This window comes from Nocardioides mesophilus, from assembly GCF_014395785.1.
Lineage (GTDB): Bacteria > Actinomycetota > Actinomycetes > Propionibacteriales > Nocardioidaceae > Nocardioides_B > Nocardioides_B mesophilus.
Genome location: NZ_CP060713.1, coordinates 2,916,861 through 2,940,804 on the forward strand (window position 1 = coordinate 2,916,861; position 23,944 = coordinate 2,940,804).

At 71.9% G+C, this 23,944-nt stretch carries 26 protein-coding genes; 17 read left to right on the top strand and 9 right to left on the bottom strand.

Annotated elements, in window-relative coordinates; genetic code table 11:
* Positions 1 to 225 precede the first annotated feature (225 nt).
* From H9L09_RS14130 to H9L09_RS14140, 3 genes are all read right to left on the bottom strand, one after another.
* Positions 226 to 1,440 carry a fatty acid desaturase family protein gene (locus H9L09_RS14130; protein WP_187577531.1) on the bottom strand — a complete coding sequence of 405 codons (1,215 nt, stop codon included), beginning with the start codon at positions 1,438 to 1,440 and terminating at the stop codon, positions 226 to 228.
* Between the two features lie 172 nt (positions 1,441 to 1,612).
* Entirely contained in the window at positions 1,613 to 1,834 is a 222-nt protein-coding gene (locus H9L09_RS14135) for a hypothetical protein (RefSeq protein ID WP_187577532.1), read from the bottom strand.
* 179 nt (positions 1,835 to 2,013) lie between these two features.
* Positions 2,014 to 2,154: a hypothetical protein gene (locus H9L09_RS14140; RefSeq protein WP_187577533.1), complete on the bottom strand. Its 141-nt coding sequence runs from the start codon at positions 2,152 to 2,154 to the stop codon at positions 2,014 to 2,016.
* Between the two features lie 119 nt (positions 2,155 to 2,273).
* Here H9L09_RS14140 and H9L09_RS14145 point away from each other — a divergent pair, with 119 nt between their 5' ends.
* The 4 genes from H9L09_RS14145 to H9L09_RS14160 are packed head-to-tail and all read left to right on the top strand — an operon-like array spanning position 2,274 to position 5,336.
* Positions 2,274 to 3,488 (top strand): cation:proton antiporter, encoded by a 1,215-nt coding sequence (locus tag H9L09_RS14145; RefSeq protein ID WP_223164051.1) that lies wholly within the window; start codon positions 2,274 to 2,276, stop codon positions 3,486 to 3,488.
* 26 nt (positions 3,489 to 3,514) lie between these two features.
* Positions 3,515 to 4,312, top strand: a complete 798-nt coding sequence (locus H9L09_RS14150; RefSeq protein WP_187577535.1) for a hypothetical protein — start codon at positions 3,515 to 3,517, stop codon at positions 4,310 to 4,312.
* Positions 4,309 to 4,752, top strand: a complete 444-nt coding sequence (locus H9L09_RS14155; RefSeq protein WP_223164052.1) for a phage holin family protein — start codon at positions 4,309 to 4,311, stop codon at positions 4,750 to 4,752. The genes H9L09_RS14150 and H9L09_RS14155 overlap by 4 nt, the downstream gene beginning before the upstream one ends.
* Complete coding sequence (locus tag H9L09_RS14160; protein ID WP_187577536.1) at positions 4,728 to 5,336, top strand: DUF3618 domain-containing protein; 609 nt, start codon at positions 4,728 to 4,730, stop codon at positions 5,334 to 5,336. The genes H9L09_RS14155 and H9L09_RS14160 overlap by 25 nt, the downstream gene beginning before the upstream one ends.
* An 86-nt stretch (positions 5,337 to 5,422) precedes the next feature.
* Here H9L09_RS14160 and H9L09_RS14165 read toward each other — a convergent pair whose 3' ends face one another.
* Entirely contained in the window at positions 5,423 to 6,082 is a 660-nt protein-coding gene (locus H9L09_RS14165; RefSeq protein ID WP_223164053.1) for a hypothetical protein, read from the bottom strand.
* Positions 6,083 to 6,093: 11 nt separating this feature from the next.
* Positions 6,094 to 6,594 carry a flavodoxin family protein gene (locus H9L09_RS14170; RefSeq protein ID WP_246456023.1) on the bottom strand — a complete coding sequence of 167 codons (501 nt, stop codon included), beginning with the start codon at positions 6,592 to 6,594 and terminating at the stop codon, positions 6,094 to 6,096.
* 330 nt (positions 6,595 to 6,924) lie between these two features.
* Between H9L09_RS14170 and H9L09_RS14175 the strand changes: the two genes are divergently transcribed.
* Positions 6,925 to 7,332, top strand: coding sequence for a hypothetical protein (locus H9L09_RS14175; protein ID WP_187577537.1), 408 nt, complete (start codon positions 6,925 to 6,927; stop codon positions 7,330 to 7,332).
* A 120-nt stretch (positions 7,333 to 7,452) separates the two neighbouring features.
* On the opposite strand, the gene H9L09_RS14180 is transcribed toward H9L09_RS14175, so the two are convergent.
* Entirely contained in the window at positions 7,453 to 9,033 is a 1,581-nt protein-coding gene (locus tag H9L09_RS14180; RefSeq protein ID WP_187577538.1) for a hypothetical protein, read from the bottom strand.
* 378 nt (positions 9,034 to 9,411) lie between these two features.
* Between H9L09_RS14180 and H9L09_RS14185 the strand changes: the two genes are divergently transcribed.
* The 5 genes from H9L09_RS14185 to H9L09_RS14205 all read left to right on the top strand — a co-directional run bounded on the left by H9L09_RS14185 (position 9,412) and on the right by H9L09_RS14205 (position 15,567).
* Positions 9,412 to 12,699, top strand: a complete 3,288-nt coding sequence (locus H9L09_RS14185) for an RHS repeat domain-containing protein (RefSeq protein ID WP_187577539.1) — start codon at positions 9,412 to 9,414, stop codon at positions 12,697 to 12,699.
* Between the two features lie 231 nt (positions 12,700 to 12,930).
* On the top strand, positions 12,931 to 13,902 hold the full coding sequence (locus tag H9L09_RS14190) for a GNAT family N-acetyltransferase (RefSeq protein WP_187577540.1): 972 nt from the start codon (positions 12,931 to 12,933) through the stop codon (positions 13,900 to 13,902).
* Positions 13,899 to 14,762 carry a thioesterase family protein gene (locus H9L09_RS14195; RefSeq protein ID WP_187577541.1) on the top strand — a complete coding sequence of 288 codons (864 nt, stop codon included), beginning with the start codon at positions 13,899 to 13,901 and terminating at the stop codon, positions 14,760 to 14,762. Before H9L09_RS14190 ends, H9L09_RS14195 begins: the two co-directional genes overlap by 4 nt.
* A gap of 77 nt (positions 14,763 to 14,839) precedes the next feature.
* Positions 14,840 to 15,109 (top strand): hypothetical protein, encoded by a 270-nt coding sequence (locus H9L09_RS14200; protein WP_187577542.1) that lies wholly within the window; start codon positions 14,840 to 14,842, stop codon positions 15,107 to 15,109.
* A complete protein-coding gene (locus H9L09_RS14205; RefSeq protein ID WP_187577543.1) occupies positions 15,106 to 15,567 on the top strand; it encodes a VOC family protein in 462 nt (153 codons plus the stop codon). Before H9L09_RS14200 ends, H9L09_RS14205 begins: the two co-directional genes overlap by 4 nt.
* 25 nt (positions 15,568 to 15,592) lie before the next feature.
* On the opposite strand, the gene H9L09_RS14210 is transcribed toward H9L09_RS14205, so the two are convergent.
* Entirely contained in the window at positions 15,593 to 16,678 is a 1,086-nt protein-coding gene (locus H9L09_RS14210) for a hypothetical protein (RefSeq protein WP_187577544.1), read from the bottom strand.
* A gap of 42 nt (positions 16,679 to 16,720) precedes the next feature.
* Between H9L09_RS14210 and H9L09_RS14215 the strand changes: the two genes are divergently transcribed.
* The 5 genes from H9L09_RS14215 to H9L09_RS14235 all read left to right on the top strand — a co-directional run bounded on the left by H9L09_RS14215 (position 16,721) and on the right by H9L09_RS14235 (position 20,485).
* Positions 16,721 to 17,179: a (deoxy)nucleoside triphosphate pyrophosphohydrolase gene (locus H9L09_RS14215; protein WP_187577545.1), complete on the top strand. Its 459-nt coding sequence runs from the start codon at positions 16,721 to 16,723 to the stop codon at positions 17,177 to 17,179.
* Positions 17,176 to 17,466 (top strand): hypothetical protein, encoded by a 291-nt coding sequence (locus H9L09_RS14220; protein ID WP_187577546.1) that lies wholly within the window; start codon positions 17,176 to 17,178, stop codon positions 17,464 to 17,466. Before H9L09_RS14215 ends, H9L09_RS14220 begins: the two co-directional genes overlap by 4 nt.
* Before the next feature lie 64 nt (positions 17,467 to 17,530).
* Positions 17,531 to 18,433, top strand: a complete 903-nt coding sequence (mshB, locus tag H9L09_RS14225; RefSeq protein WP_187577547.1) for an N-acetyl-1-D-myo-inositol-2-amino-2-deoxy-alpha-D-glucopyranoside deacetylase — start codon at positions 17,531 to 17,533, stop codon at positions 18,431 to 18,433.
* Positions 18,430 to 18,756 carry a DUF6113 family protein gene (locus tag H9L09_RS14230; RefSeq protein ID WP_187577548.1) on the top strand — a complete coding sequence of 109 codons (327 nt, stop codon included), beginning with the start codon at positions 18,430 to 18,432 and terminating at the stop codon, positions 18,754 to 18,756. The genes mshB and H9L09_RS14230 overlap by 4 nt, the downstream gene beginning before the upstream one ends.
* 10 nt (positions 18,757 to 18,766) lie before the next feature.
* Positions 18,767 to 20,485, top strand: a complete 1,719-nt coding sequence (locus H9L09_RS14235; RefSeq protein ID WP_187577549.1) for a VanW family protein — start codon at positions 18,767 to 18,769, stop codon at positions 20,483 to 20,485.
* 14 nt (positions 20,486 to 20,499) lie between these two features.
* Here the strand turns inward: H9L09_RS14235 and H9L09_RS14240 are convergent, their stop codons facing one another.
* Together H9L09_RS14240 and H9L09_RS14245 are read right to left on the bottom strand one after the other, a co-directional pair.
* Complete coding sequence (locus H9L09_RS14240; protein WP_187577550.1) at positions 20,500 to 21,135, bottom strand: hypothetical protein; 636 nt, start codon at positions 21,133 to 21,135, stop codon at positions 20,500 to 20,502.
* 71 nt (positions 21,136 to 21,206) lie between these two features.
* Positions 21,207 to 22,256 (bottom strand): GNAT family N-acetyltransferase, encoded by a 1,050-nt coding sequence (locus H9L09_RS14245; protein ID WP_187577551.1) that lies wholly within the window; start codon positions 22,254 to 22,256, stop codon positions 21,207 to 21,209.
* A gap of 144 nt (positions 22,257 to 22,400) precedes the next feature.
* On the opposite strand from H9L09_RS14245, the gene fdxA reads away from it, so the two are divergent.
* Positions 22,401 to 22,724 (top strand): ferredoxin, encoded by a 324-nt coding sequence (fdxA, locus tag H9L09_RS14250; RefSeq protein WP_187577552.1) that lies wholly within the window; start codon positions 22,401 to 22,403, stop codon positions 22,722 to 22,724.
* An 11-nt stretch (positions 22,725 to 22,735) separates the two neighbouring features.
* Positions 22,736 to 23,944, top strand: a complete 1,209-nt coding sequence (gene dapC / locus H9L09_RS14255) for a succinyldiaminopimelate transaminase (protein WP_187577553.1) — start codon at positions 22,736 to 22,738, stop codon at positions 23,942 to 23,944.

Genomic DNA, 23,944 nt, shown 5'->3' on the forward strand with positions numbered 1-23,944 from the left:
GCACGGGCACGAGGAGGTCAAGCGAGCTGGCTGGCCGCACCTGGGACCTCCCATGTTCCCGGACCGACCGGCCGACGAGGGCCGGCAGAAGAAGAGGGCTCCCGCTGCACCGTTCGGGGGAGGACGGGAGCGGGAGCGCCGCCGGCAACAGTACGTCGGCGAACCCGCTTCAGCGGCACCCGAGGGGTGTCATCCGCCTCACAATCCTCGACGAGGGTCGACGTCTCACATCGAGGCGGCGATCAGTGCCGCCGGCCGGAAGGACGCCTGCGCCTCGACCGGTTGCGGCGCCCGCTTGCGGAACAGCTTCCGGACCTGGCGCGGGGCGTTGGAGAGCGTGGTCTCCTCGAGCCAGCCGTTCGGCAGCGACAGCCGCAGCACCTTGTGCCAGGCGCTCGCGACCTGCTTCGGGAACGGCGCGGCGTGGTAGGTCAGCCCGTAGCGCTCGAAGAGAGCCTGGATCCTCGGAGCGATCTCGCGGTAGCGGTTGCTCGGCAGATCGGGGAAGAGGTGGTGCTCGATCTGGTGCGAGAGGTTCCCGCTCATCAGGTGCATCGCCTTGCTGCCGGAGATGTTCGCCGATCCCAGCATCTGCCGGAGGTACCACTCGCCCTTGGTCTCGTTCTCGTCGAGCGCGTTCTGCTCGAAGGTCTCGACGCCCTCGGGGAAGTGCCCGCACATGATCACGCTGTGGCTCCACACGTTGCGGACCAGGTTGGCCGTGAGGTTCGCCGTGAGGGTGCTGCGCCAGGACGGGCCGGAGAGCACCGGGTGGGCGACGTAGTCCTTCACGACCTGCTTGCGGACCTTGGTCAGGGTCTGCTTGAGGCGCCCGCGCATCTCGGGGCTGAGCTTGCGCTTGTCGCGCAGGTGCTCGCCGAGGTCGAGGTCGTACATCGCGATGCCGTACTCGAAGATGCACGCGTTGATGAAGTTCCACAGCGGCTGCACGAGGTAGCGAGGGGTCCAGGGCTGGTCCTCGTCCACGCGCATGATGCCGTAGCCGAGGTCGTTGTCCTTGCCGAGGATGTTCGTGTAGGTGTGGTGCGTGACGTTGTGAGCCCGCTTCCACTGCTCCGGCGGCGACGCGTGGTCCCAGTCCCAGGTGGTCGAGTGGATCTTGGGATCGCGCATCCAGTCCCACTGGCCGTGCAGGACGTTGTGGCCGATCTCCATGTTGTCCAGGATCTTGGCGGCGGCCAGGCAGGCGGTCCCGAGGAACCACGCCGGCGGCAGCTTGCTGGCCAGCAGGATCACGCGGCCGGAGAGCTCGAGCTTGCGCTGGACGTCGATCACGCGTCTGATGTACGCCGCGTCGCGCTCACCGCGGCTGTCGATGACAGACTGGCGGATCGCGTCGAGCTCGCGGCCGAGGGTCTCGATGTCTGCTGCAGTCAGGTGGGCCACCTGACTGCCGGGCTTCTTCTGCAGGGCGGTCACCCTATTCACTGTGCCCCAGAGTCGGCGAGTTAGACATCTGGGACGCTGTGACGATTCCGGTCCGCAAGCCGGGAACTTTCCCGACCCCGCCATACCCTGCCGAAGCAGGCTGAACGACCAAGCCGCTCGAACGCTCGGTCTAGTCGGGCGGCCCGAGGACGGAGCCCAGGTCCTACAGCTTCGTCATCTTGTGGAACGGGCTGGTGATGCGGATCTGCTGGTCACCGAAGGCAACGGTGACCGCCTCCTCCTCCTTGTCCAGGATGCGACCGAGGCCGTACTTGTCGTGCGTGACCCGGTCGCCGACCGCGAACTGCTCGATCGTCGGCTCGGGCTTCGCCTGGAAGGGACTGCTGGCGAGGTGTCGCTGCTGGGCAGCGGTTCGTGGCTTCATCGACTCCAGTATGCGCCCTCGAGGGCCCGATCCGGGCCGATCCGACGTTGCGGGCTTTCCCCGACCGTCGCAGAACCGCGCCCGATGCCTCAACGGGAGCGGGGTAAACGGGCGCAGCAAGCCCCCGCCGTCCCCTGGGAGGAGGGGACGGCGGGGGCGAGGCCTGTGGTGCCTCCGGGTCAGCGAGCCGTTCGAGTAGCGGTCCCGTTGCGTCGGGCGCGCAGCGAGCCGACGGCCTGCTGGATGCGCTTCTGGTTCTCCGGCTTGCGGGCCTCGTCGTAGACCTTCTTGGCGACCCCGGCGATGACGGCAGTTCTCATAAGTCCCATGTGAGTGGTGGTACCCAGCCGGTGCCGGGCTACACGCGGGCATGGCAGCGGAGCGGCACCGCCTGCTGCCCCACGCGTCCGGAGGTCGCAGGAGGGGTAGGAGAGCGGGCGTGACAGCCCTCGTCCTCACCTTCGCCATCGCGCTGCTGCTTGCCGTGCTGACCTCGTCGTTGGCTTCCCGCAGCGCCCTGTCCACGACCTTGGTCTTCCTGGTCGTGGGCATGGTGGCCGGGCCGCTGGGGCTCGGGGTGGTGGACGTCTCCAGCAAGGCCGCGGAGAAGGCGGCCGAGATCGCGCTGTTCGCGATCCTGTTCACCGACGGTCAGCACGCCCCACTGCGGGTGCTGCGGCGGAACTGGGGACCGCCGACACGCGCGCTGCTGGTGGCGATGCCGCTCACGTTCGCCATCGTGGCGGCGCTCGGTCACTGGGTGGCCGGGCTGCCGTGGCCCGCCGCCCTGGTGCTCGGAGCGGTGCTGGCGCCGACCGACCCGGTCTTCGCCTCCGCACTGGTCGGCCGCGAGGACGTGCCACAGCGGGTGCGGCACATGCTCAACATCGAGAGCGGCCTCAACGACGGTCTGGCCCTGCCGGCGGTGCTGGTCTTCGTCGGGCTGGCGGGTGGGACGCCCGAGGAGTGGAGCACCGAGCCCTGGACCCTAGTCCTCGAGGTCCTGGTCGGGATCGCGCTCGGCGTCGTGATCCCGATCGCCGTGGTCTCCGTGCTCCGGCTGCCGGGCGTCGGAGCCGTGCCGTCACTGCTGCCGCTCGGACCGCTCGCCCTGGCGTTGCTTCTGTACGGCGTCTGCGAGCTCACCCACGCCAACTCGTTCCTCGCCGCCTTCGTCGCGGGCTCGACGGTGGCCACCATCCGTCCGACAGCCTCGGACTCCTTCCGCCGGACCGGCGAGCTGGTGAGCGAGATGGCCAAGGGCGCCGCGCTGATCGCGTTCGCCTCGCTGCTCGACCGCGAGCTGCTGGTGGACGCGGGCATCGCCGGGCTCGTGCTGGCGGCCGCCGTACTGCTGGTCTCCCGACCGCTGCCGGTCATGGCGGTCATGGTCGGGAGCCGGTTGACGATGAAGGAGCAGCTGGCCGTCGCGTGGTTCGGCCCCAAGGGATTCGCGAGCGTCGCCTACGCCGTGATCGTCCTGTTCAGCGGGATGCAGGACGCCGGCGAGGTGTTCGTGCTGGTGGGCGTGACGGTGCTGTTCTCCGTCGTCGCACACAGCAGCACCGACGTGGCGGTGGCCTCATGGCTGAGCCGGGACGAGGACAAGGCGGTCGAAAGAGGTGACATGTCTGCCGAACCGCTGGGTACGTAGGCGTCCTGCCCCAACTAGGAGGACACATGAGCACCACTGACTTCTCCGGAAGTGAGACGACGGCGTCCCCGTACGGGACCACGTCCGACAGCAAGACCGACCAGGCCAAGCAGGCCGCCGGCACCGCCAAGGATGAGAGCCGGCACGTCGCCGGCGTCGCCCAGGACGAGGCGAAGAACGTCGCGTCCGAGGCGAAGTCCCAGGTGCACGGCCTGATCGACCAGGCCACCTCGCAGGTCGAGGAGCAGTCCCGCTCGCAGAAGGACAAGCTCGCCTCGACCACCCGTACCTTCGGTGACGACCTCGGGTCGATGGCCGCGAACGGCGAAGGCCTCGCCGCCGACCTCGCCCGCCAGGTGGCCGAGCGTGCCAAGAGCCTCTCCTCGCACCTCGAGAACCGCGAGCCCGGCGAGCTCCTCGACGACGTCCGCGACTTCGCGCGCCGCAAGCCCGGCACCTTCCTGCTCGGCGCACTCGCCGCAGGCGTGGTCGCCGGCCGGCTCACCCGTGGCGCCAAGGAGGCCCGTGAGGGCCAGAGCAGCAGCACCACGGGCACCGCGTACGGCACCGGCACGACGTACGGCCAGACCTACGCCGCCGACGTCACCTCGCCTGGTGACCCCTACACCACCGGGTACGCCGCCGGCACCAGCGGCGCGGTCGACGACCCGACCCTGACCGGCACGGGCACCGCCGCAGGCGACCCGCTCGCCGGCACCGGGACCCCGGGCGCCGACCCGGTCTACCCGGCCGGCTCGGACGTGACCACCAGCGCCGACCCGAGCAACACCTGGACCGACACCTCCGAGGGTGGTCGGCTGTGACCCAGGAGACCTACGGCGCACAGAGCGGCGCCCACGCGGTGCAGGCACCTGAGTCCTCGACCTCGACCCGTTCCCTCGGGGAGATCGTCGGCGACATCAGCACCGACCTCAGCACCCTGATCCATCAGGAGATGGACCTCGCCAAGAGCGAGATGAAGCAGGAAGTGACCAAGATCGGCAAGGGCGCCGGGATGTTCGGCGGCGCCGGCGTCGCCGGTCTGCTGACACTCATCTTCCTCTCGCTGGCGCTGACCTGGCTGCTCGACGACGTGATGCCCGTCGAGCTGGCGGCGCTGATCGTCGCGGTGCTCTGGGGCATCGTCGCCGCAGTGCTCGCCGCCCGCGGTCGCAAGGAGATCAAGGAAGCCAACCCGCAGCTGCCCATCACGCAGCAGACTCTGAAGGAGGATGCCCAATGGGCGAAAACACAGAAGGCCTGACCACCACCCCCGCTGACATCGAGGCCACCCGCGCCTCGCTGAGCCGCGACATCGACGAGTTGGAGAACAAGGTCAGCCCGTCCCGCGTCGTGGAGCGCCAGAAGGCCGCTGCGAGGGGCCGGCTCGGCTCGGTCCGCGACAAGGTCATGGGCCAGGCGCACCACGCGAAGCACGGCGTCGCCTCCACCGGCGGCAGCGTCACCGGATCGGCCTCGCACATGGCCGGCTCGGTCTCCGGCACCGCTCACGGTGCGGTCGGCACGCTCGAGGCGAAGACCGAGGGCAACCCGCTCGCCGCGGGTGTCGTGGCCTTCGGCGCCGGCATGCTGATCTCCGCGCTCCTTCCCGCTTCGGAGAAGGAGACCCGGGCGGCCCAGGCCGTCGTCGACGCGGCGCAGGAGCACGGCCAGCCGGTCATCGACCAGGTGAAGTCTGCCGGCCAGGAGATCGGCCAGAACCTCAAGGAGTCGGCCACCGAAGCCGCCCAGGAGGTCAAGTCCACCGCGACGGACTCCGCGCAGACCGTCAAGGCGGAGGGCCAGTCCTCCGCGCAGAACGTGAAGGACCAGGCTCCGACCAGCTGAGTCTCTCTCGACGGTGCCCGCGGACGCGATGCGTCCGCGGGCACCGTCATGTCCAGACCCGGCGCCATCGAACGCCCGTGGGTGCTTCAGCGCGGCGCGGGCCGACCGCTCGTACGCCGTGCCGTGACGTAGGCGGGCTCGCGCAGCCGCTCCACCCACGGGTAGTTCTCCAGGCCGGGCGCCGTGTGCAGCAGCGGGTCGAACGTGATCTCGGCGTCCTCCGCGTCCGCGACGTCGCCCAGCGTCAGGTCACCGAACCGTTGCCACCGCCCCGCCGGAGACGCGCACAGCAGCACCAGCCGGGTCGCGGACAGGTGCTTCGCGCCGAGCAGCAGCGGCCCGTGCGGGCTCCGGTAGGGCAGCAGCGTGGTCATCGGCCGGCCGCCGGGAGTGCGGCTGGGCGTGAGCAGGAAGCGGGTCAGGTGCCCGAACCCGGTGCCGGCGAACAGCAGGTCGGCGTGGCCCTCCGGCACGGGGACGCGGACCGCGAGCCCTTGGATGTCCGGCAGGTACGGCGGCAGCCCGAGCGACCTCGACCGGCGCACCAGGACGTCGTCCTCGCCGGCCTCGTCGCACCAGGCCGGCGGCGTGGCCGGCGTACCCGACCTGCGGAGGACGCCACGGACCACGTCGCCCCGGGGGTGCAGGGGCTTGGCGGCCCGGCGCGCCACCGCCACCGCGGCCGTGGCGGCGGCGAGCGCGCGCCCGCCGCCGGCCGCTGCGGTGCTGACGACCTCGCGTGACATCGACATCACCCTCAGCCCTGCGCCGGGAAGGGGGCGCTCTTGAGGATCCGAGCCAGGTGGGCCGCGTTGAGCGCGAGCGCCTTCGTGGTCTTGTCGGTGGCCTCGGGGCGGGGCTCCTTGTCCCTGTAGTCGATGCCCTGCATCGCTTCGCCGACCCAGTAGGTGACGGCGTTCGGCGGGATCGTGAAGCCCACATCGCTCAGCCCCTGGAAGACCTCGGCCGAGACGTGGTGCGCGCCGTCCTCGTTGCCGACCACGGCCACCCCGGCCACCTTGCCGAAGGTGAGCATCCGGCCCTCGTCATCGGTCTCGCCGAGCTCGGCGTCGAGCCGCTCGAGGACCATCTTGCAGACCGAGGACGGCTGCCCCATCCAGATCGGGGTGGCGATGACCAGCAGGTCGGCGGCGAGCATCTTCTCGCGGATCGCCGGCCAGCCGTCGCCGTCGCCCTCGTCGGCGGTGACCCCGAACCGGACGTCGTGGTCGACGACCCGGACCAGGTCGGACTGCACGTCGTGCTCGCGCAGGGCGGCGATGAGCTCGGTGGACAGCAGGTCGGTGCTCGACTCGGAGGGGAGGGCTTGAGGGTGCAGTTCAGGACGAGTGCGGTGAGTTGCTCCATACGGCCACCGTGCCCGCTGCGTGCCGGACCATGCCGCCGTCGTCCCGTCGCCCGGGCGCTCACACGCGTGCAGGGTGCGCGAGTCGTCGCCTGCTGGGGCGTTGATCCGCAAATTTAACCTTCGATTCGTGGGACTACGTCCAGATTGGTCCGGAACGTGACGCCAGGAAACGGACTCGGGGTCTCGGCAACCGCGACCCGGGAGCGGCATCATCCGAGCATGGACCTGCTGCAGTTCCACCGGATGCGAACGGCCATCCAGGGAAGCGCCTCGCCGGGGCGCGATACCGACCTGGAGTCGGTCGAGCAGTCGCTGCGCGACCTGCTGCTGAGGAGCGGTGTCTTCGAGGACGTCGAGGTGGGGCACACCGACGACCCCGACCAGCTCGTGATCGCGCTGTGCACCTTCAACCCGCTCGTGGCCGAGGCGGAGGTCGCCCGGCGGCTCGAGACGATCTGGCGCGACCGGGTCAGCTACCCGTTCTGGGAGGCGCACGCGCTGCACGTGGAGAGCGAGCACGTGGAGTTCCAGGCCGCGAGCCGGTACAGCAGCCGGGGCCACTACGTCACCGTGCACCTCGTCGCGCAGAAGGCGCCGATCCCGGCCCAACGGGTCGCCGTCGACTAGCCAGGCATAGTCCAGGTCGACGCCCGATCGACCGTCGGCAGGTCGGTCGATCGGTGGCAATAGCGACATTGCGCTGCGCGGGCCATCATTTCGGGTAGCGTGAGGCGGGGCTCGGGCCATTCATTCGCTAGCGGCGTTCAGTCGAGTGGCCCGAGCCCTCTTCAGGTTCGGAGCCGACGGCCGCAGCGACTCGTGCATCCCCGGCCCCATCCGCAGCCACCACGCCGCCGCCTGGGCGGCGGGCGAGTCGCCGCCGTCGGCCAGCCGTCGCAGGTGCGGTGAGCCGCACATCCCCAGTGCCCCCACCGCCGCCAGCTGGACCGGCTCCTGCTCGGCGTCCTCGATCAGGTCGAGCATCGTCTGCTGCTCGGCGGGCTGCAGCCCCTGCGGCAGGCGGCCCAGCGCCATCAGCGCGTAGTCCTGGATCTCCTCGCGCGCCGGGTCGCCGGCCCACGACAGCAGCTGGGGTCGCTGCACCTCGGTGGCGAGGTAGCGCAGCACGCCGCAGGCCGGCCGGGCGACCTCCGGGTCGCCGCTCTGCACCTGGGCGGCCAGCCCGGCGGCGACGCCGGCGCGGTAGCGCGATGTGGTCAGCAGCACCGCGGCCTGGTGGCGGCGTTCCTGGTGGCCGTGGAACATGGCCTCGCGGACCAGTCGCTGCAACATGCCGTCCGGCTCGATGTGGTACGGCGGAGGGGTCAGCTTCTGGGCGACGTGCGCCACCTGGACCGCGGCGTCGCGGGCCAGGCCGGAGGCGACGACCTCGCCCTGCCTGACGAGGGTGTCGAACTTCGCAAAGGCGCGAGTCTCCCGGATCGCCGCGGTCACGCGGGCGCGCCTGTCCTCGGGCAGGCGGGCCGCCACGTCGAAGATGTCCACGTCACGATGGGCCCGCGGCATGGCAGCGATCATCAGGACCGCGAACCCTTCGAGCCGGCGTTCGGTCTCGTCGTCGAAGTGACCGCGGGCCAGCTTCGAGGCCGCCACCCAGGCCGCGCCCTCCTGCAGAGCGCCCGAGCTGGTGCTCAGCAGCCGCATCACGAGCTCGGCGGCCCGCGGGTGGGTCACCTCCTGCAGCAGGGTGAGCGGCAGGACGACGCTCTGCGCTTCGGGGTCGGTGACGAAGCGACCGATGGAACGGAGCACGTGCCGCTGCGCGGCGTCGTGCCGGATCAAGGTCCGGAGTGCCTCGTAGCGCCGGGTGAAGGCGCCGCCGGTGGCTCGGGAGAGCTCGGAGACGAGCCGGTCGGACAGGTCGGTCCACGTCTCCGGGCGGAGGTAGACGGTGGGATGGACAGCCAGGTAGTGGGTCAGCGCCAGCCAGTCCGAGCTGTGGCCGCGTCCGAGGGCGTGCTCGAAGAGCTGGTCGAGCTCCTGGTGCAGCAGGTCCGGGTCCGCGGCCGTCGTCTCGGTCCCGGGGGAGAGCGGGTCCAGCGAGCGGCGCAGGCCGTGCACGGTGGCGGCGAGATGGCCGGGAACCAGGCCGAGCACCTGTTCGTAGGCGGTGACGACGCGATCCGGCACCCAGAGGTTGCCGGTCTCCCACCGGCTGACCCGCGCCTGGTCGGCGGGGACGCCGCGTGCGTTGAGCGCCTGGACGAACTTGTCCCGGTGGGACAGCGCGGCGTCCTCGGCGTACACCCGCGAGCTGGCCAGCAGCCAGGCCACGCGGTGGTTGACCCCTCCGTGGACCAGTGTCATCGGGCTCTGGTCCTCGGGCAGACGGTACGGGCGTCCACGGCGTCGAACGATCTTGGCGCTTCCCCCGTCGATCACAGGCCCCCTCGTCTGAGGTCGCGCAGGCCCGATTGCCCGAGCGGTGCGTGACGCAGCGGCCAACCCCTGGACCGCCCCGACAGGCTAGTGCCGCGGCACCGCGTTATGGGCGACTTGACGTTTATTTGCAAGGTCCACCTACTCGGTGCAAATAGGAGATTCGTCCGATTCGCCTGCGTAGCGTCGCCGTTGGTCGGAGATCTGGAAGCTCAGTGACGACCGCCGGGGGCCTCCAGGGTTCCCCACCAGCCATCGCGAGGGTCTTCCTCGCGGGGGGAACATTTTCTGAAAGGGAACAACTTCATGACCAGCAGCGGCATGAAGCGGGGACTGGCGGCAACCGCCGTCTCTGCACTCGCGATGACGGGGCTTCCGTTCATCGCCGGCACGGCCAACGCGACTCCTCTCGAGGACCAGTCGCCCGCCAACACGGTGGCGCTCGTCACCGGTGACGGTGGCTCGGTCTCGATCCGCAACGACGGCGTGAACAACACCGTCCACCTCGTGTCGACGGCCGGCGCCGGCATCGACCAGGTGCGCTACTCCGTCACCCACGGCGACACCACCACGGTGCTCGGCACCGTGAACCGGGTCGACGGCGTGTTCACCCACGAGTGGACCCCCGACGTGTCGCTCCTCGGCACCGACGTCACCATCACCGCCGAGGGCCTGAGCGGCGCCGGCGCCGACGTCGCCTCCGACGCGAACGACGTGACCGTGAGCGCCGACGCCTCCTCGGTCGACATCTCCAACGCGTCCGGCTCCACGGTCCGCGTCTTCAACGCGACCTACACCAACCACTCCGGTCTCTTCGGTGTCATCTCCGGCACCACCTCCGAGCTGACCGAGGACGTCATGCTCGCCGGCGGTGGCGTGGAGCGCGCTGCCGACGTCTACGGCACCCCCGCCGCCGGCATCCGCACCTTCAAGGGCGCCGCCGACTTCGGTGCGTACCCCTTCGACGACGCGACCACCCCGGTGGACCAGGCCCTGGTCCAGGCGATGGTGGACAGCGACGACGCCGAGTCGGTCAAGCTGGTCGAGCAGAGCATCAAGAGCGTGACCGCCGCGGTGGCCAACGCCAACCCGGCGGCCAGCAACCCGAACACCAAGGCCACCGTCACGGTGAAGGACGCCACCGGCGCCCCGATCTACGGTGCCGAGGTCGTCCAGGGCACGGTCATCAAGTACACCGACGTCAACGGCCAGGCCGTCTTCGACGTCATGGGTGACGCCGACGGCAACACCTTCGACTTCGTGGTCAACACCACGGACGAGGACGGCTACCAGGACGCGATCGACTACAAGCGCTCGGTCACCGTCACCACCTACGACGACACCGCCAGCGGGATCACCGCCAACGCCTCCAAGCTCGGCGCGGTGCTGGACTTCGACGAGTACAACGAGGCCCCGGTCTCGATCACCGTCCTGGACCAGAAGAACCAGCCGAAGGCCGGCAAGGTCGTCCGCTACACCTGGACCGTCGACCCGTTCGGCGCCGCCCCCTCCGAGGCGGCCGGCAGCGGCGACGCCCCGGAAACCGGGACGGACGGCAAGGCCGACATCCCGGCACCGAGCGTCCTGAAGCCCGGTGTGTACACCCTCAACGGCTACGTCGAGAGCGACGGCAACCCGGGCCAGTCCGCGGGCGACATGCAGATGGCGCCGATCACGGTCACCATGGGCAACGCCTCCCTGGTCTTCGCCGACGGCTCCAACGCCCAGAAGCTCGCGGGCTCGGCGAACCAGACCTTCGACGCCGTCCTGCAGCTCGAGGACGGGTCCGTGCTCCCGGGTCGCGAGGTCACCCTGAACTACGACGCGACCGGCGCCTACGAGTACTACGACGGTGCGGACGCAGCCGACTCGTTCGTCTCCGCCGTCCAGCCCACCGGCACCACCCGGATCAGCAACACCTCGGCGAAGGACACCACCAACGCCGCAGGTGCCGTGTCGATCAACCTCACCGACCCGTCGGAGACCCCGCAGCCCGCGGAGTACGACGGCCGGCTCTCCGGTATGACCACCGGCGCCAACGAGGCCGGGGCGACCAGCGACACCACGGACGTCGACTGGCTGCGCTCGCTCGCGGCCGACGAGACGTACTTCGACGGCTTCGACCGGCTGATCGACGGCGACGCGACCCCCGGTCGTCCGGCGTCGAACTCCTTCTGGGTGTCGAACGCGGACGGCGACTACCTCAGCGGCCAGACCTTCACGGTCTCCACCGACCACGGTGAGTTCACCCCCTTCGCCGCGTCCGAGGACGAGCTGGTGGCCGACCCGGCCGCCAAGAAGGGCGCGGAGTACGGCGAGTGGAAGATGCTCGGCAAGTCGATCCAGGTCACCACCGACGACGACGGCCGCGGGCAGTTCACCGGTGCCATCGAGAAGGACACCGGCTTCGATGACGACGGCCAGGTCACCTCGACCTACACCGTCCAGGGTGGTGGCGCGGACAACACCGACACGCTGGAGTGGGAGTCCGGCCAGCCGCTGAACCCGGGCTCGGTGACGGTCGCGCTCTCCGACGCGTCGGACCAGACGGTCAGCGTTCTGCCCAAGGCGCCGACCACCGAGGACGTCTTCCTCGACGTGGTGGCCACCGACCAGTTCACGAACCGCGTGAGCCAGTGGGTGCACATCTCCGACGACTCCGCGGTCGCGGACCTCTACGGGCCCACCTCGTGGGACTGCAACCCCAAGCAGTACGGCGAGTCCTGCTACAACTACGGTTGGCTCGACAACGGGGACGAGGTCCTCTCGCAGTTCACTGAGGACGAGCCGGCCCTGCGGGCCTCTTCGGACGACGCCACGAGCCAGACGGTCTCGGCCACCTGGAACGCGACGACGGCGACGTGGGACGGGGTTGCCGGCCAGCCGCTGGCTCCGGTCGGCGGCGACAAGACGCTGAAGGACAGCTCCGAGACGATCAGCTGGTACAACGTCGACTTCGGCGCTTCCACCTACACCGTGGACGCGACGGACGGCGTGGACCGCAAGGTCGGCGACACCTCGCACATCCGCTACCACGCGGAGGACCAGAACGGTGAGCCGATCCAGGGCCTCAACGTCCAGTTCTTCCGCTCGGGTCCCGACGACCTGCAGGACGGCGAGGGCAACAGCCGTGACATGACCGGCGGCAACGGCGACGCCACCTACGTCTTCCAGGGCGCCAAGGCGGGCAAGGCGGTCATCGACACGGTGGTCCGCCTCGACGCGGACGGCGAGGACTACAGCCTGGACGGCAGGGAGCTCACCGGCGCCAGCCGGCGGGTCACGGTGAACTTCAACCTGTCGGACCCGCGTCAGGCCATCGTCGCCGGGCTCAAGCTGGGCAACAACCGCCACGGTGACGACAAGGTCAAGGTCGACGCTCCGTCGATCGCCGAGGGCGCGACCGTGTCGCTGTACAAGATCCGCAAGGACGGCAGCAAGGTCCTGGTGGCCCGCAAGTCGGCCAACCGTTACGGCAACGCGAAGTTCGTGGTCGCCGACGCCAACGGCAGCAAGGTCACGAAGTACAAGGCCAAGGTCGGTGCGACCAGCCTGAGCTTCTCCGACTGGACCCCCAAGGGCTCGATCAGCTGATCGCGCTCGCCTCGATCCTCGGCCGGGGCGGAGTCAACACTCCGTCCCGGCCGAGTGACCAGGGCCCGGTGGCTCTGAACCACGTGCACCACCCCTAGATCGCCCCGGCGCCCACAGTCGCGATCCGGGCCATCCTCTGAACGCCGCTGCGAGAGGATGGCCCGGATCGCCTGTGTCCGGGGCTTCCTGCGTTCCCGGTGACTCGTCGGTCGGTGTCTGTAGCATCACCGGGTGGATTCCAACGCTGTTCCCTCCCTGACTTTCCAGCCCCTGCCCGCCGACGAGGCCGGCGCCTGGCTCGACCGCGAACGCGATCGCCGGGCCCAGCGCCACATCGCCGGCGGAGCCCCTCGCGAGGCCGCCGACCACCGCGCCACCACCGAGGTCGAGACCCTCCGCCAGCGGCTGCACGAGGGCGCTCTGCACCTCTGGTCGACCGACGCTGGTGAGCGCAGCGGCGGGACGGTGGCCGTCGACGTCCACGAGACGTCGCAGGGCCGGGAGGCCTTCGTCCTGTCCCTCGACCCGGAGGTGATGGCCGGCCCCGAGGCACCGCTGCTGGTGGACGGGCTCGAGGCGGCCCTCGCCGAACAGCAGGCGGCGTGGCTGCGGCTGGAGGTGCCGCCGCAGGCCTCCGCGCTGTTCGAGGGACGCGGCTACCAGCGCCTGGTCACCGAGACGGTGCGGACTCTGCGTGGCGGTCCGCCGCACCCGCCGCCGGAGGGCCTTCCGCGGCTCAACCTGCGGGACATGGACCCGACCCAGTTCGAGGAGTACATCGCCCACTCCAAGCAGCAGCGGGCGAGGGAGATGGCCAAGGCCGGAGCGCTGCCCGCCGCGGAGGCGGAGAGCGCCGCCAGCCGCGACGTCGACGCCCTGCTCCCGCGGGGGATCGACACGCCCGGCAACGTGTTCCTGGTCGGCTACGACGGCAACACCGCCGTCGGCACCCTGTGGCTCACTCTGCGCAAGGATGCCGACGGCCTTCATGCCTTCGGGCAGGAGCTCCGGATCCACGACGACGTTCAGCGTCAGGGCTACGCCTGGGCGTTCCTGTTCGCCGTCAACGAGCTTCTCCAGTCCCGCAACGTGACGACCGTGGCAGCCCGGGTCTACGGCTACAACGCCCACCTCAGCAGGATGCTCGCCTCCTTCGGCCACCGGGAGCGCAGCGTGCAGTACAAGAAGGCACTCTCGGCATGAGCGAGCCGGGCGGCGCCTGCGTCGCGACGTCCGAGCTCGACGCAGGCATCAGGGTCGAGCGGTCCGCCGAGGACCCAACGGCCTTCGCCGCCGAGCTGGGGGAGGGCTGGCAGATCGGCGCCGGCGTCAACGGCGGGATGCTGCTCGCCGTGGTCGGCAACGCGCTGCGTCACGCCTGCGCGGCCGACGGCCACCCCGACCCGCTGGCGATCAGCGCCTACTACCTCTCGGCGTCCCGGCCGGGTCCGGCGCGCGTCCGCACCGAGGTGCTGCGCGCCGGACGCACGATGTCGACCGCCCAGGCCTCCCTGGTCCAGGAGGACCCGGACGGTCGGCCGGTGGAGCGGCTCCGCGTGCTGGCGACGTACGGCGACCTCGACGCGCTGCCCGACGACGTACGCACCAGCGCCATGCCCCCGCAGATGCCGCCGCCGGAGCAGTGCCTCGGCACCGACCTGGCGCCGCCGGACTTCCTGGAGCGGGCCAGCCTGCTGGAGCGGCTGGACCTGCGGCTGGACCCGTCCTGCGTCGGCTGGGCGGTCGGCCAGCCGTCGGGGCGCGGGCTGCTGCAGGGCTGGCTCCGGATGGCCGACGGCCGCGAGCCCGACCCGCTGATGCTGCTGCTCGCGGTCGACGCGCTCCCTCCGGTCACCTTCGACCTCGGCATGCTGGGCTGGACGCCGACCCTGGAGCTCAGCGTGCACCTGCGGGCCCGTCCGGCGCCCGGCTGGCTCGCGGTCACGCACCGGACCCGCAACTTCGCCGGCGGCCTGCTCGAGGAGGACGCCGAGGTGTGGGACTCGGCCGGCCGGCTGGTCGCGCAGAGCCGCCAGCTGGCGCGCGCTCCGCGACCTACCTGAAGGTCAGCCGCCGGCACCCCGCCTGGCTCTGCCTGACGGTAACCCGCATGCGGGCCCGGACGTGAAACCATGCGGGGATGACTTCGCCGTCGAAGTCCGCGCCCGCGGGCACCCGAGCTCCCAGAAGCCCCCTCGCCTCCTGGGTGTGGCCTCCGCTGCTCGCGGTCGCACTGCTGATCGGCTATCGAGCAGTCAGGGAGGGCGGCTTCTCCCTCGACCCGGAGCTCATCGTGTCGATCGTCGTGTTCCTGGTCGTGGCCGTCGCGGTCGGTGTCTTCGGTCGCCGTTACGAGGCTGGCCGGACGGGTGGCGGTTCACGGACCCGCAATGGAGGGAGCAACTCATGAGCCGTCAGATCCAGATCACCTTCGACGCGCACGACCCGCGGTCCCTGTCGACCTTCTGGCGTGACGTGCTCGGCTACGTCCACCCCGGTCCACCCGGGGTGGACGTAGCCGAGGACGGTGACCCGCTCGCCGCGTGGGACGACTTCCTCGAGGCGGCCGGCGTGCCGGAGGAGCAGCGCAACAGCGCCTCCGCCCTGGAGGACCCGGAGGGACGTGGACCCCGGCTGTTCTTCCAGCAGGTGCCCGAGGACAAGGTCGTGAAGAACCGCGTCCACCTCGACGTGCGGGCGGCCCCCGGGCTGCAGGGTGAGGAGCGGATGGCGGCCCTGGAGGCCGAGTGCGGGCGGCTGGTGGCCCTGGGGGCGACGCGGCTGCGGCGCGACGAGCCGGCTCCGCCGATGAGCGCGGGGTTCATCGTGATGGCCGACCCGGAGGGCAACGAGTTCTGCCTGGACTGACGAGGTCGTGCTCGTCGCGGACCGGTCAGTCGAGCCGGGACCGGTCCATCGCGAAGACGTAGCGGTGTCGCGGATACTCCGAGACGCACCAGATCCGGTCGGTGGCGGCGGCGTAGGAGAGGTCCTCCGGACCCACCGGCAGCACTCCCGGCCGCCGCTCCAGCGCGTCCGGCGTGCCGACCCAGATACTGCCGTGCCGGCTCGGGCCGGCGCTCGTGGACAGGTAGTGGCGGCCGCCCACGACGACCGCCCCCTGCATGCCGTCGACACCGACCTCCACCTCCAACGGGCGGCTGCGGCCCAGCCAGTCCTCGGCCGGCAGCCTGCTTGCCGGGTCGATCGCATAGCGCAGCAGCCGGGTGGTCGCGCCGTCGCGGCCGTACTCACCGGCGACGAGCCGGACGGCCCCGTCGTCGCGCTCCAGAGAGAGGAACGAGTAGCGCATCGGCGCCACCGCGGCGGCGTGCTCGGCGACGTAGCGGAACCGCAGCGGCAGCACGTAGCGGTGCCCGAAGGCGTCCAGCGCACCGTCGGCGCCGAGCCCGAACCGGGCGGCGGCGCCACTGCGCGGCACCTCGAGGATGTCGTCGAGCCGGAAGGTCGCCAGCCCCCGGGCGGTGGCCGCCACGTGCAGGTGCCGTCCGTGCCACACCAGCCCGCCGGCGTGCACCTTGACCGGCCGGAGCTCCAGCTGGCCGTCGACCTCGAGCGCCTCGACGAGCAGGACGTGCCGGTAGCGGACGCGGTTGGGCTCGGTGACGTCGGTGACGGTGATCCGCGACCCCATGTGCAGCCCGTTGACCTCCTTGGAGTAGGCGCTGGTGAGGACGACCGACCGGCCGCCCACCTGACCGTCGGCGTTGGCGTCGCCGGAGGTCGTGATGCCCTGCGGCCACCAGCGCGGGCTGTGGTCGTCCTCTGCCTGCAGCCGGAAGCCCCAGACGGCGGCGGACGCGGGCACCGGACCGACCCGCCCGGTGCGGTTCAGGTCGGCGAGCACCCCCTGGAGCCCGACCCGCCGGCCGACGTGCTGGACCAGGGCAGCGACCGCCTCCGACCGGTCGTCGGCGCGGACGAGGCCCAGTCCTGTCGCCGCGGCCTGGTCGTTCACCGCCACAGTCTCCCCGATCGCGTCGGCCGCGACCGTGCGATCATGACGAGCGTGTCCGCGGACGAGGTGCTGGTGATGGGGGCCGCGATCGTGCACCGCGGCCGGTTGCTCGCTGCCCGTCGCACGGCGCCGCCCGACTCCGCGGGGCGCTGGGAGCTGCCGGGCGGCAAGGTGGAGCCGGGGGAGGAGCCCTCCGCCGCGGTGGTCCGCGAGATCCGCGAGGAGCTCTCCTGCGAGGTGCGGGTGACCGCGCTGCTGCCGCACCGGGAGCCGATCCGCCCCGGGCTGGTGCTGCGGGTGGCGCTGGCCGAGCTGGTCACGGGGGAGCCGGTGCCGCACGAGCACGACGCGATCTGGTGGCTGGGCCCCGACGAGCTGGACCGGGTGCGCTGGCTCCGGCCGGACCGGCCGTTCCTCCCCGGGCTGCGCGAGCACCTGCGCACCGCCGCGCGGGCCCGACCCGCCTCCGCGGCCCCCGCGGTGCCGGGGGTGCCGGCGTGAGGGGGATCTTCCACGACGAGGACGACGCCCGGGCGGTGGCCGCCCGGCTGCACCGTGACGGTTTCGAGGCGGAGGTCGCCCGGGAGCGGCTCGCCGGCGAGGACGACGACGAGGGGCACCCCTGGGCGGTGCTGACCGACGCCCCGGAGTTCGTGCTGGAGATCCTCGCCGAGGAGCGCGACGGCTGGGTCGACCACGACGACGTACGGCCGCGGCCCGCGACGATGCTCCCGCCGCTCGACCTGCCCACTGCGCCGCGCCGGATCAAGGGCCATCGCACCGACTGAACGGCACGAGTCGCGGGGCGGCGCACGTGCGGATCCGTGGGCGGCGGGGACTAGGCTCGCCGCTATGGATCAGAGCCTGCTGCTCGTGCACGCGCACCCCGATGACGAGTCGATCAACAACGGCGCCACGATGGCGAAGTACGTCGCCCGCGGGACCCGGGTCACGCTCGTGACCTGCACCCTCGGCGAGGAGGGCGAGGTGCTGGTGCCCGAGCTGGCGCACCTCGCCGCCGACCGCGAGGACGCCCTCGGTCCGCACCGCAAGACCGAGCTGGACGCCGCCATGAAGGAGCTCGGCGTCACCGACTACCGGCTGCTCGGCGGCGAGGGCCACTTCCGCGACACCGGGATGGCCTGGCACGAGGAGGGGCACGCGGTCGCCGGCGAGGTGGTCCGCGACGACACCTTCTGGCGGGCAGACCTGACCGAGGCCGCCAACCTCCTGGTGGAGATCATCCGCGAGGTCCGCCCGCAGGTGCTGGTGACCTACGACCAGTTCGGTGGCTACGGGCACCCCGACCACATCCAGGCCCACCGGGTCGCGATGTACGCCGCCGCGCTCGCCGCGGTCCCCTCCTACCGGCTCGACCTCGGGGACGCCTGGGACGTCGCCAAGATCTACTGGGTCGGCATGTCCGAGGGCCGGATGCGCGCCAGCCTGCGCCGGCTGCGCGAGGCCGGCGACACCACCTCCTTCGAGGGGATGGACCCTGACGGCCCGCTGCCGCCGTTCGTCACTCCCGACCACCTGCTCTCCGCGGTGGTCGAGGGCGAGGAGTTCGCGGACGCCAAGCTCCGGGCGATGCGGTCCTACCCCACCCAGATCGAGGTCGACGGCCCCTTCTTCGCGCTCTCCAACAACCTCGGCAACGAGATCTGGGGCAGCGAGTTCTACCGGCTCGCCAAGGGCAAGCCCGGCCCGACCAACGACGCGGGGCTCGAGACGGACCTGTTCGCCGGGCTGTGAGGCTGCTCGGGGCGCTCGTGCTCGGGGCGGTCGTCTCGGTCGCCGCCCTGCTCGTGCACCGCGAGGGCGGCCTGGTGCTGCTGCTCGCGGTGGCGGCCTCGCTGGCGACCGGGCTGCGGCTGCGGCTGGCCGACCACCCGGCGCCGGCGGCGGCGTACTCCCTGGGCTGGCTGGTGGTGCTCGGCATCGCACTGGCCGGCCGGCCCGAAGGGGACTGGGCGGTGGGCAGCGACCTGGCCGGCTACGCGCTGATGGGCACCGGGCTGGTCCTCGTGGTCGTCGGCATCAGCGCGCTCCCCGGCCGGCGGCCGGCGCACACCTAGACTCGGCCGGGTGAGCGACGAGCCGTACCCCTACCGCACCAGTGACCGCCGGGTGATCCCCTGGCTGCTGTTCGGACTGCTGGTGCTGTTCGGAGGGCTCTACGTCGCCGGCTACCTGCTCACCAGCGACCGGGTGCCGCGCGGCACCACCGTCGCCGGCGTGCAGATCGGTGGCCTGCACCCGGCCGCCGCGCGGACGGCGCTCGGCGACGCGCTGGCCGACGAGCGGGTCGCGCCGATCGAGGTCACCGCCTTCGGCACCAGCCGGCGGGTCGACCCCGGCGCGGCAGGGCTCGACGTCGACCTCGCCGCCTCGGTCGAGCAGGCCGGCGGAGGCCGGTCCTGGGACCCGGGCCGGATGTGGGCCTCGCTGACCAGCGGCGACAGCTTCGACCCCGTGGTCAGCGTCGACACCCGGGCGCTGGACGCGGCGGTCGACGACCTGGCCCGGGAACTCGGTCGCCCGGCGAAGGACGGCGCCGTGGTGTTCCGGGGCGACGAGGCGGTCGCGAAGCCGCCGCGGGTCGGCGAGCGCATCCAACGCGCCGCCGCCGCCGCGCAGATCCGCGACGCCTACCTCCACCCCGGCCCCGCGGTCGAGCTGCCGACCGAGGAGGTGCAGCCGGAGATCGACCGGGGGGACGTGAGCGCCGCGATGAACGACTTCGCCAACCCCGCCGTCGCCGCCGCGGTCGTGATCGAGGCCGCCGACGAGCGGGTCGTGCTGCAGCCGGAGGACTTCGCGCCGACCCTGTCGATGCTCGCCCAGGACGGCGTACTCGTGCCGGAGCTGGACGAGGCGCTGCTGCTGCGGCGGGTCGAGACGCGGCTGAAGACCTCCGCGCTGGCCCCCCGGGACGCCACCGTGGCCCTGGTCCGGGGCCGGCCGCAGGTGATCCCGGCCAGGAAGGGCCTCTCCTTCGACGAGGACGAGCTGGTCGCCGGCTTCCTCACCGTGGTCGCAGCGCAGGGCGACGCCCGCACGATCCGGGTCGGCACCGTCGTGGAGAAGCCCGCGGTCAGCACCGCCGAGGTCCGCAAGCTCGGCATCGAGGAGAAGGTCTCCGAGTTCACGACGTACTTCCCGCACGCCGACTACCGCAACACCAACCTCGGCCGGGCCGCCGAGCTGGTCGACGGCACCGTGCTCGAGCCCGGCGAGGAGTTCTCCCTCAACGACGTGGTGGGGGAGCGCACCGCCTCGAACGGCTTCACCAAGGGCTTCATCATCAGCGACGGCGTGTTCAAGGAGGACTTCGGCGGAGGTGTCAGCCAGGTCGCGACCACCACCTTCAACGCGATGTTCTTCGCCGGCCTCGAGGACGTCGAGCACAAGCCGCACTCCTTCTACATCGACCGCTACCCGGTCGGCCGGGAGGCCACCGTGGCGTGGCCGTCGGTGGACCTGCGGTTCCGCAACGACACCCCGTACGGCGTGCTGGTGCAGGCGTTCGTCGACCCGAGCACCCCGTCGAGCCCCGGCGCGATGACGGTGCGGATGTGGTCGACGAAGGTCTGGGACATCCGCGCCGGCCAGTCCGAGCGCTACGACTTCACCGCGCCGGCCACCCGTCGTCTCTCCGGCGAGGGCTGCGTGCCCAACACGGGGTACGGCGGCTTCGACATCGACGTCTACCGCGACTTCTACAGGCCCGGCAGTGACGAGCGGGTTCGCCGGGAGACCTTCCACACCACCTACACCCCGTCGGACTCGGTGATCTGCTCCTGAGGGGGCGTGAGCGGTCAGCCCCGGACCCGCACCTGCACGCGGTCGTCGTAGCCGAGGTCGAAGTGCGCGCGCCAGGCGTCGAACAGCTCGTGCATCGCGCGCGGTGAGACCTTCACGCAGCCGTAGGAGCGGTAGTCGTTGATCTTCGGGTATTCCCACCGGCAGACCTGGTCACCGGGGCGGTCCGCGCACTGCCGGCTGCGATCACCCTGCTCGGTGTGGATGAACAGGTCGGTGCGCAGCGTCCCGTCGGCGCACGCCTTGTTGCCCAGGTAGATCGCCCGGCCCTTGATCAGGCTGCCCCAGTAGTTGGCGTGCAGGCGTGGCCGGTACCGGCCGTCCGGCAGCCACCCGTCGTTGCGCCGGCACGGGTCCGTGGAGTCACGGGTGAAGCCGGAGCCGGCCCGCCAGGACCGCTGCTCGACCAGGCTGCGGGTGCCGTCGTGGGTGCGCCACAGCCGCCAGACCAGCCGGGACCGGAACACGTGGGCCGGGTTCTTCTCGAAGGCGATGACGGCGCTGAGCCGCCCGGGCGCCGCGGAGGAGGTCCGCGCGGCCGCTGTCGGCGGGGCGGTCACGGCGCCGGCCGCCGGCACGCCGGCCAGCGCCGTGAGCAGGATCGCGGCGACGACGTACGACGGAAAGCGCATCCCCCGACGCTAGCCGCCCGGCGCCGGCCGGGGGCCGGAATCGGACATTGCCGACATCAGCGGCGGCATGGTCAGGGCGCGGCGAGGTAGCGGTACTCGTGGTGGGTGACGAAGCCGAGCCGGTCGTAGAGCGCGAGCGCGGCCGGGTTGTCCCCCCGGGTCTGGAGGTACGTCGTCGTGGCGCCGCGCTCCGCGGCCCAGCCGAGGAGCCTCGCCATCACCAGCAGCGAGAGCCCCTGCCGACGCCGACCGGGGTCGACCCACACGTCGGTGACGCCCGCCCAGTCCTCCGTCTGCGAGACCCGTCCCTTGGCCACCACCGTGTCCGGCGCGTCGGCTGCGGCCACCGAGACGAAGGCCACCTCGTCCGGCCCCTCCAGCACCGCGCGCGCCGCCTCCGGGGTGGCCCGGGCGCGGGCGTCGCCGGCCAGCCAGCCGGGCGAGGCGACGGGAGCGGTGTCGACCAACCAGCCGGGCGAGGACGGGCCGCCGGCCCCGGGGACCGGCAGCGCCCGCAGCGCACGGGAGGCCAGGGCGACCGAGGCGACCTGGAAGCAGGTGTCCGCCTCCCCGGGGCGGGCGCGCACCCAGCCGGCGGCCTCGACCGCGGCGGCCTCCGCGGAGCCGACCACCACCTGGGCCCAGGCGGAGATCCGGTGCGCCGCGGCGAAGTCGACGACCCGCTCCAGCGCCGCCGGCACCGGCAGCCCCGGCGGGCCGACCGCCAGCACCGAGTTCGCCCGGGCGCTGAAGCCGTCGGCGGCGCGCAGCACCCACGAGCCGAGCGGCTCCGCGACCACCGGCGGCCAGCCCGCCAGCGCCCGGCGCTCGGCCTGCTCCGCGGTGACCCGCAGCCGGACCGAGGGCCGCGGCGGGACCGGCTTGCCGGACACGATGTCGGCCAGGGCGATCACCACCGGTTCCCCGCCGGCCGGCAGCACCGTGGTGGTCGGAGGCGTCCAGTCGGTCATGGTGCCGAGGACGTCGGTCATCGCCGGCCCGCCGGTCGGTCCGCTCCGGCCGGGCAGGACCCGGCGTACGACCACCCGCTGACCGACGCAGTGCGGCCCCAGACCCGGCGGTCGTGCACCCGGGGCTGGAGACGCGTGGGGATCGGTCACGGCACAGGCTTCCGTTGGGCGGACCGGGGTTCGGTCCGGTGGTCGACGACGGTGATACTAGGCTGTACACCGACGCTGCAGGGGGCCCGAGACCGAGCCGAACGCGGCGGTTCGGACCGTGTCGGAGCTTCGAGGAGGAACAAGGTGACCTACGTCATCGCGCAGCCGTGTGTGGACATCAAGGACCGCGCCTGCGTGGACGAGTGCCCCGTCGACTGCATCTACGAGGGCTCGCGGATGCTCTACATCCACCCCGACGAGTGCGTGGACTGCGGCGCCTGCGAACCGGTGTGCCCCGTGGAGGCGATCTTCTACGAGGACGACACCCCGGAGCAGTGGAAGGACTACTACACCGCGAACGTCGACTTCTTCAACGACCTGGGCTCGCCCGGCGGCGCCGCGAAGATGGGCGTCATCGAGAAGGACCACCCGATGATCGCCGCGCTCCCGCCGCAGAACCAGGAGTGACCGACCCGGTCATGCCCGATCACCACGATCACGCCGATCAGGTGGCGACCGCGCCGCCCGTCCCCGCTCCGTGGGGCGGGCGGCGTGGTGCTTCGCCGACCATCGGCACCGTCTCCGCGCGGCTCCCGGACTTCCCGTGGGACCACCTCACGGCGTACGCCGCGACCGCCCGCGCGCACCCGGACGGCATCGTCGACCTCTCGGTCGGCACCCCCGTCGACCCCACCCCCGAGCTGGTGCAGCAGGCGCTGCGCGAGGCCGCGGACTCACCCGGCTACCCGGTCACGGTCGGTCGCGTCGAGACCCGGCAGGCGTGCCTGGACTGGCTGCGCCGGCGCTGCGGGGTCACCGACGTGGGACTCGACGGCGTGCTCCCGGTGATCGGCTCCAAGGAGCTGATCGGGTCGCTGCCGGTGCACCTGGGGCTCGGCCCCTCGGACCTGGTGGTCTACCCCGAGCTCGCCTATCCCACCTACGAGGTGGGGGCCCGGCTCACCGGCGCGCGCACCCGGGCCACCGACGCGCTGACCGCCGTCGGCCCCGAGCGGGTCGCCGTGGTCTGGCTGAACTCGCCGTCGAACCCGACCGGCCGGGTGCTGCCGGTGCAGCACCTGCGCAAGGTGGTGGCCTGGTGCCGGGAGCGCGGCGCGCTGCTGGTCTCCGACGAGTGCTACCTCGAGTGCGCGTGGTCGGAGGACCCGGAGCAGCAGCCGGTGAGCGTGCTGCACCCCGACGTCTGCGACGGCGACGTCACCGGCATCCTCGCCGTGCACTCGCTCTCGAAGCGGTCCAACCTGGCCGGCTACCGCTGCGCGTTCGTGGCCGGCGACCCCGCCGTGGTCGGGGAGCTGCTCGCGGTCCGCAAGAACCTCGGCCTGCAGATGCCGGGCCCGCAGCAGGTGGCGATGGCGGCCGCGCTCGACGACGACACGCACGTCGCCGCCCAGCACGCCCGCTACGCCGCCCGCCGCGGCCTGCTGAAGAGCGCCCTCGAGGGGGCCGGCTTCCGGATCGACCACTCCGAGGCCTCGTTGTACCTGTGGGCGACCCGCGACGAGCCCTGCTGGGACACCGTGGCGGCGCTCGCCGAGCGGGGGATCCTGGTGGCTCCCGGGGAGTTCTACGGCCCGAAGGGCGCGCGGCACGTCCGGGTGGCGTTCACCGCCACCGACGAGCGGGTCGCCGCCGCCTGCGCGCGGCTGTCCGCAGACCCTGCCTGA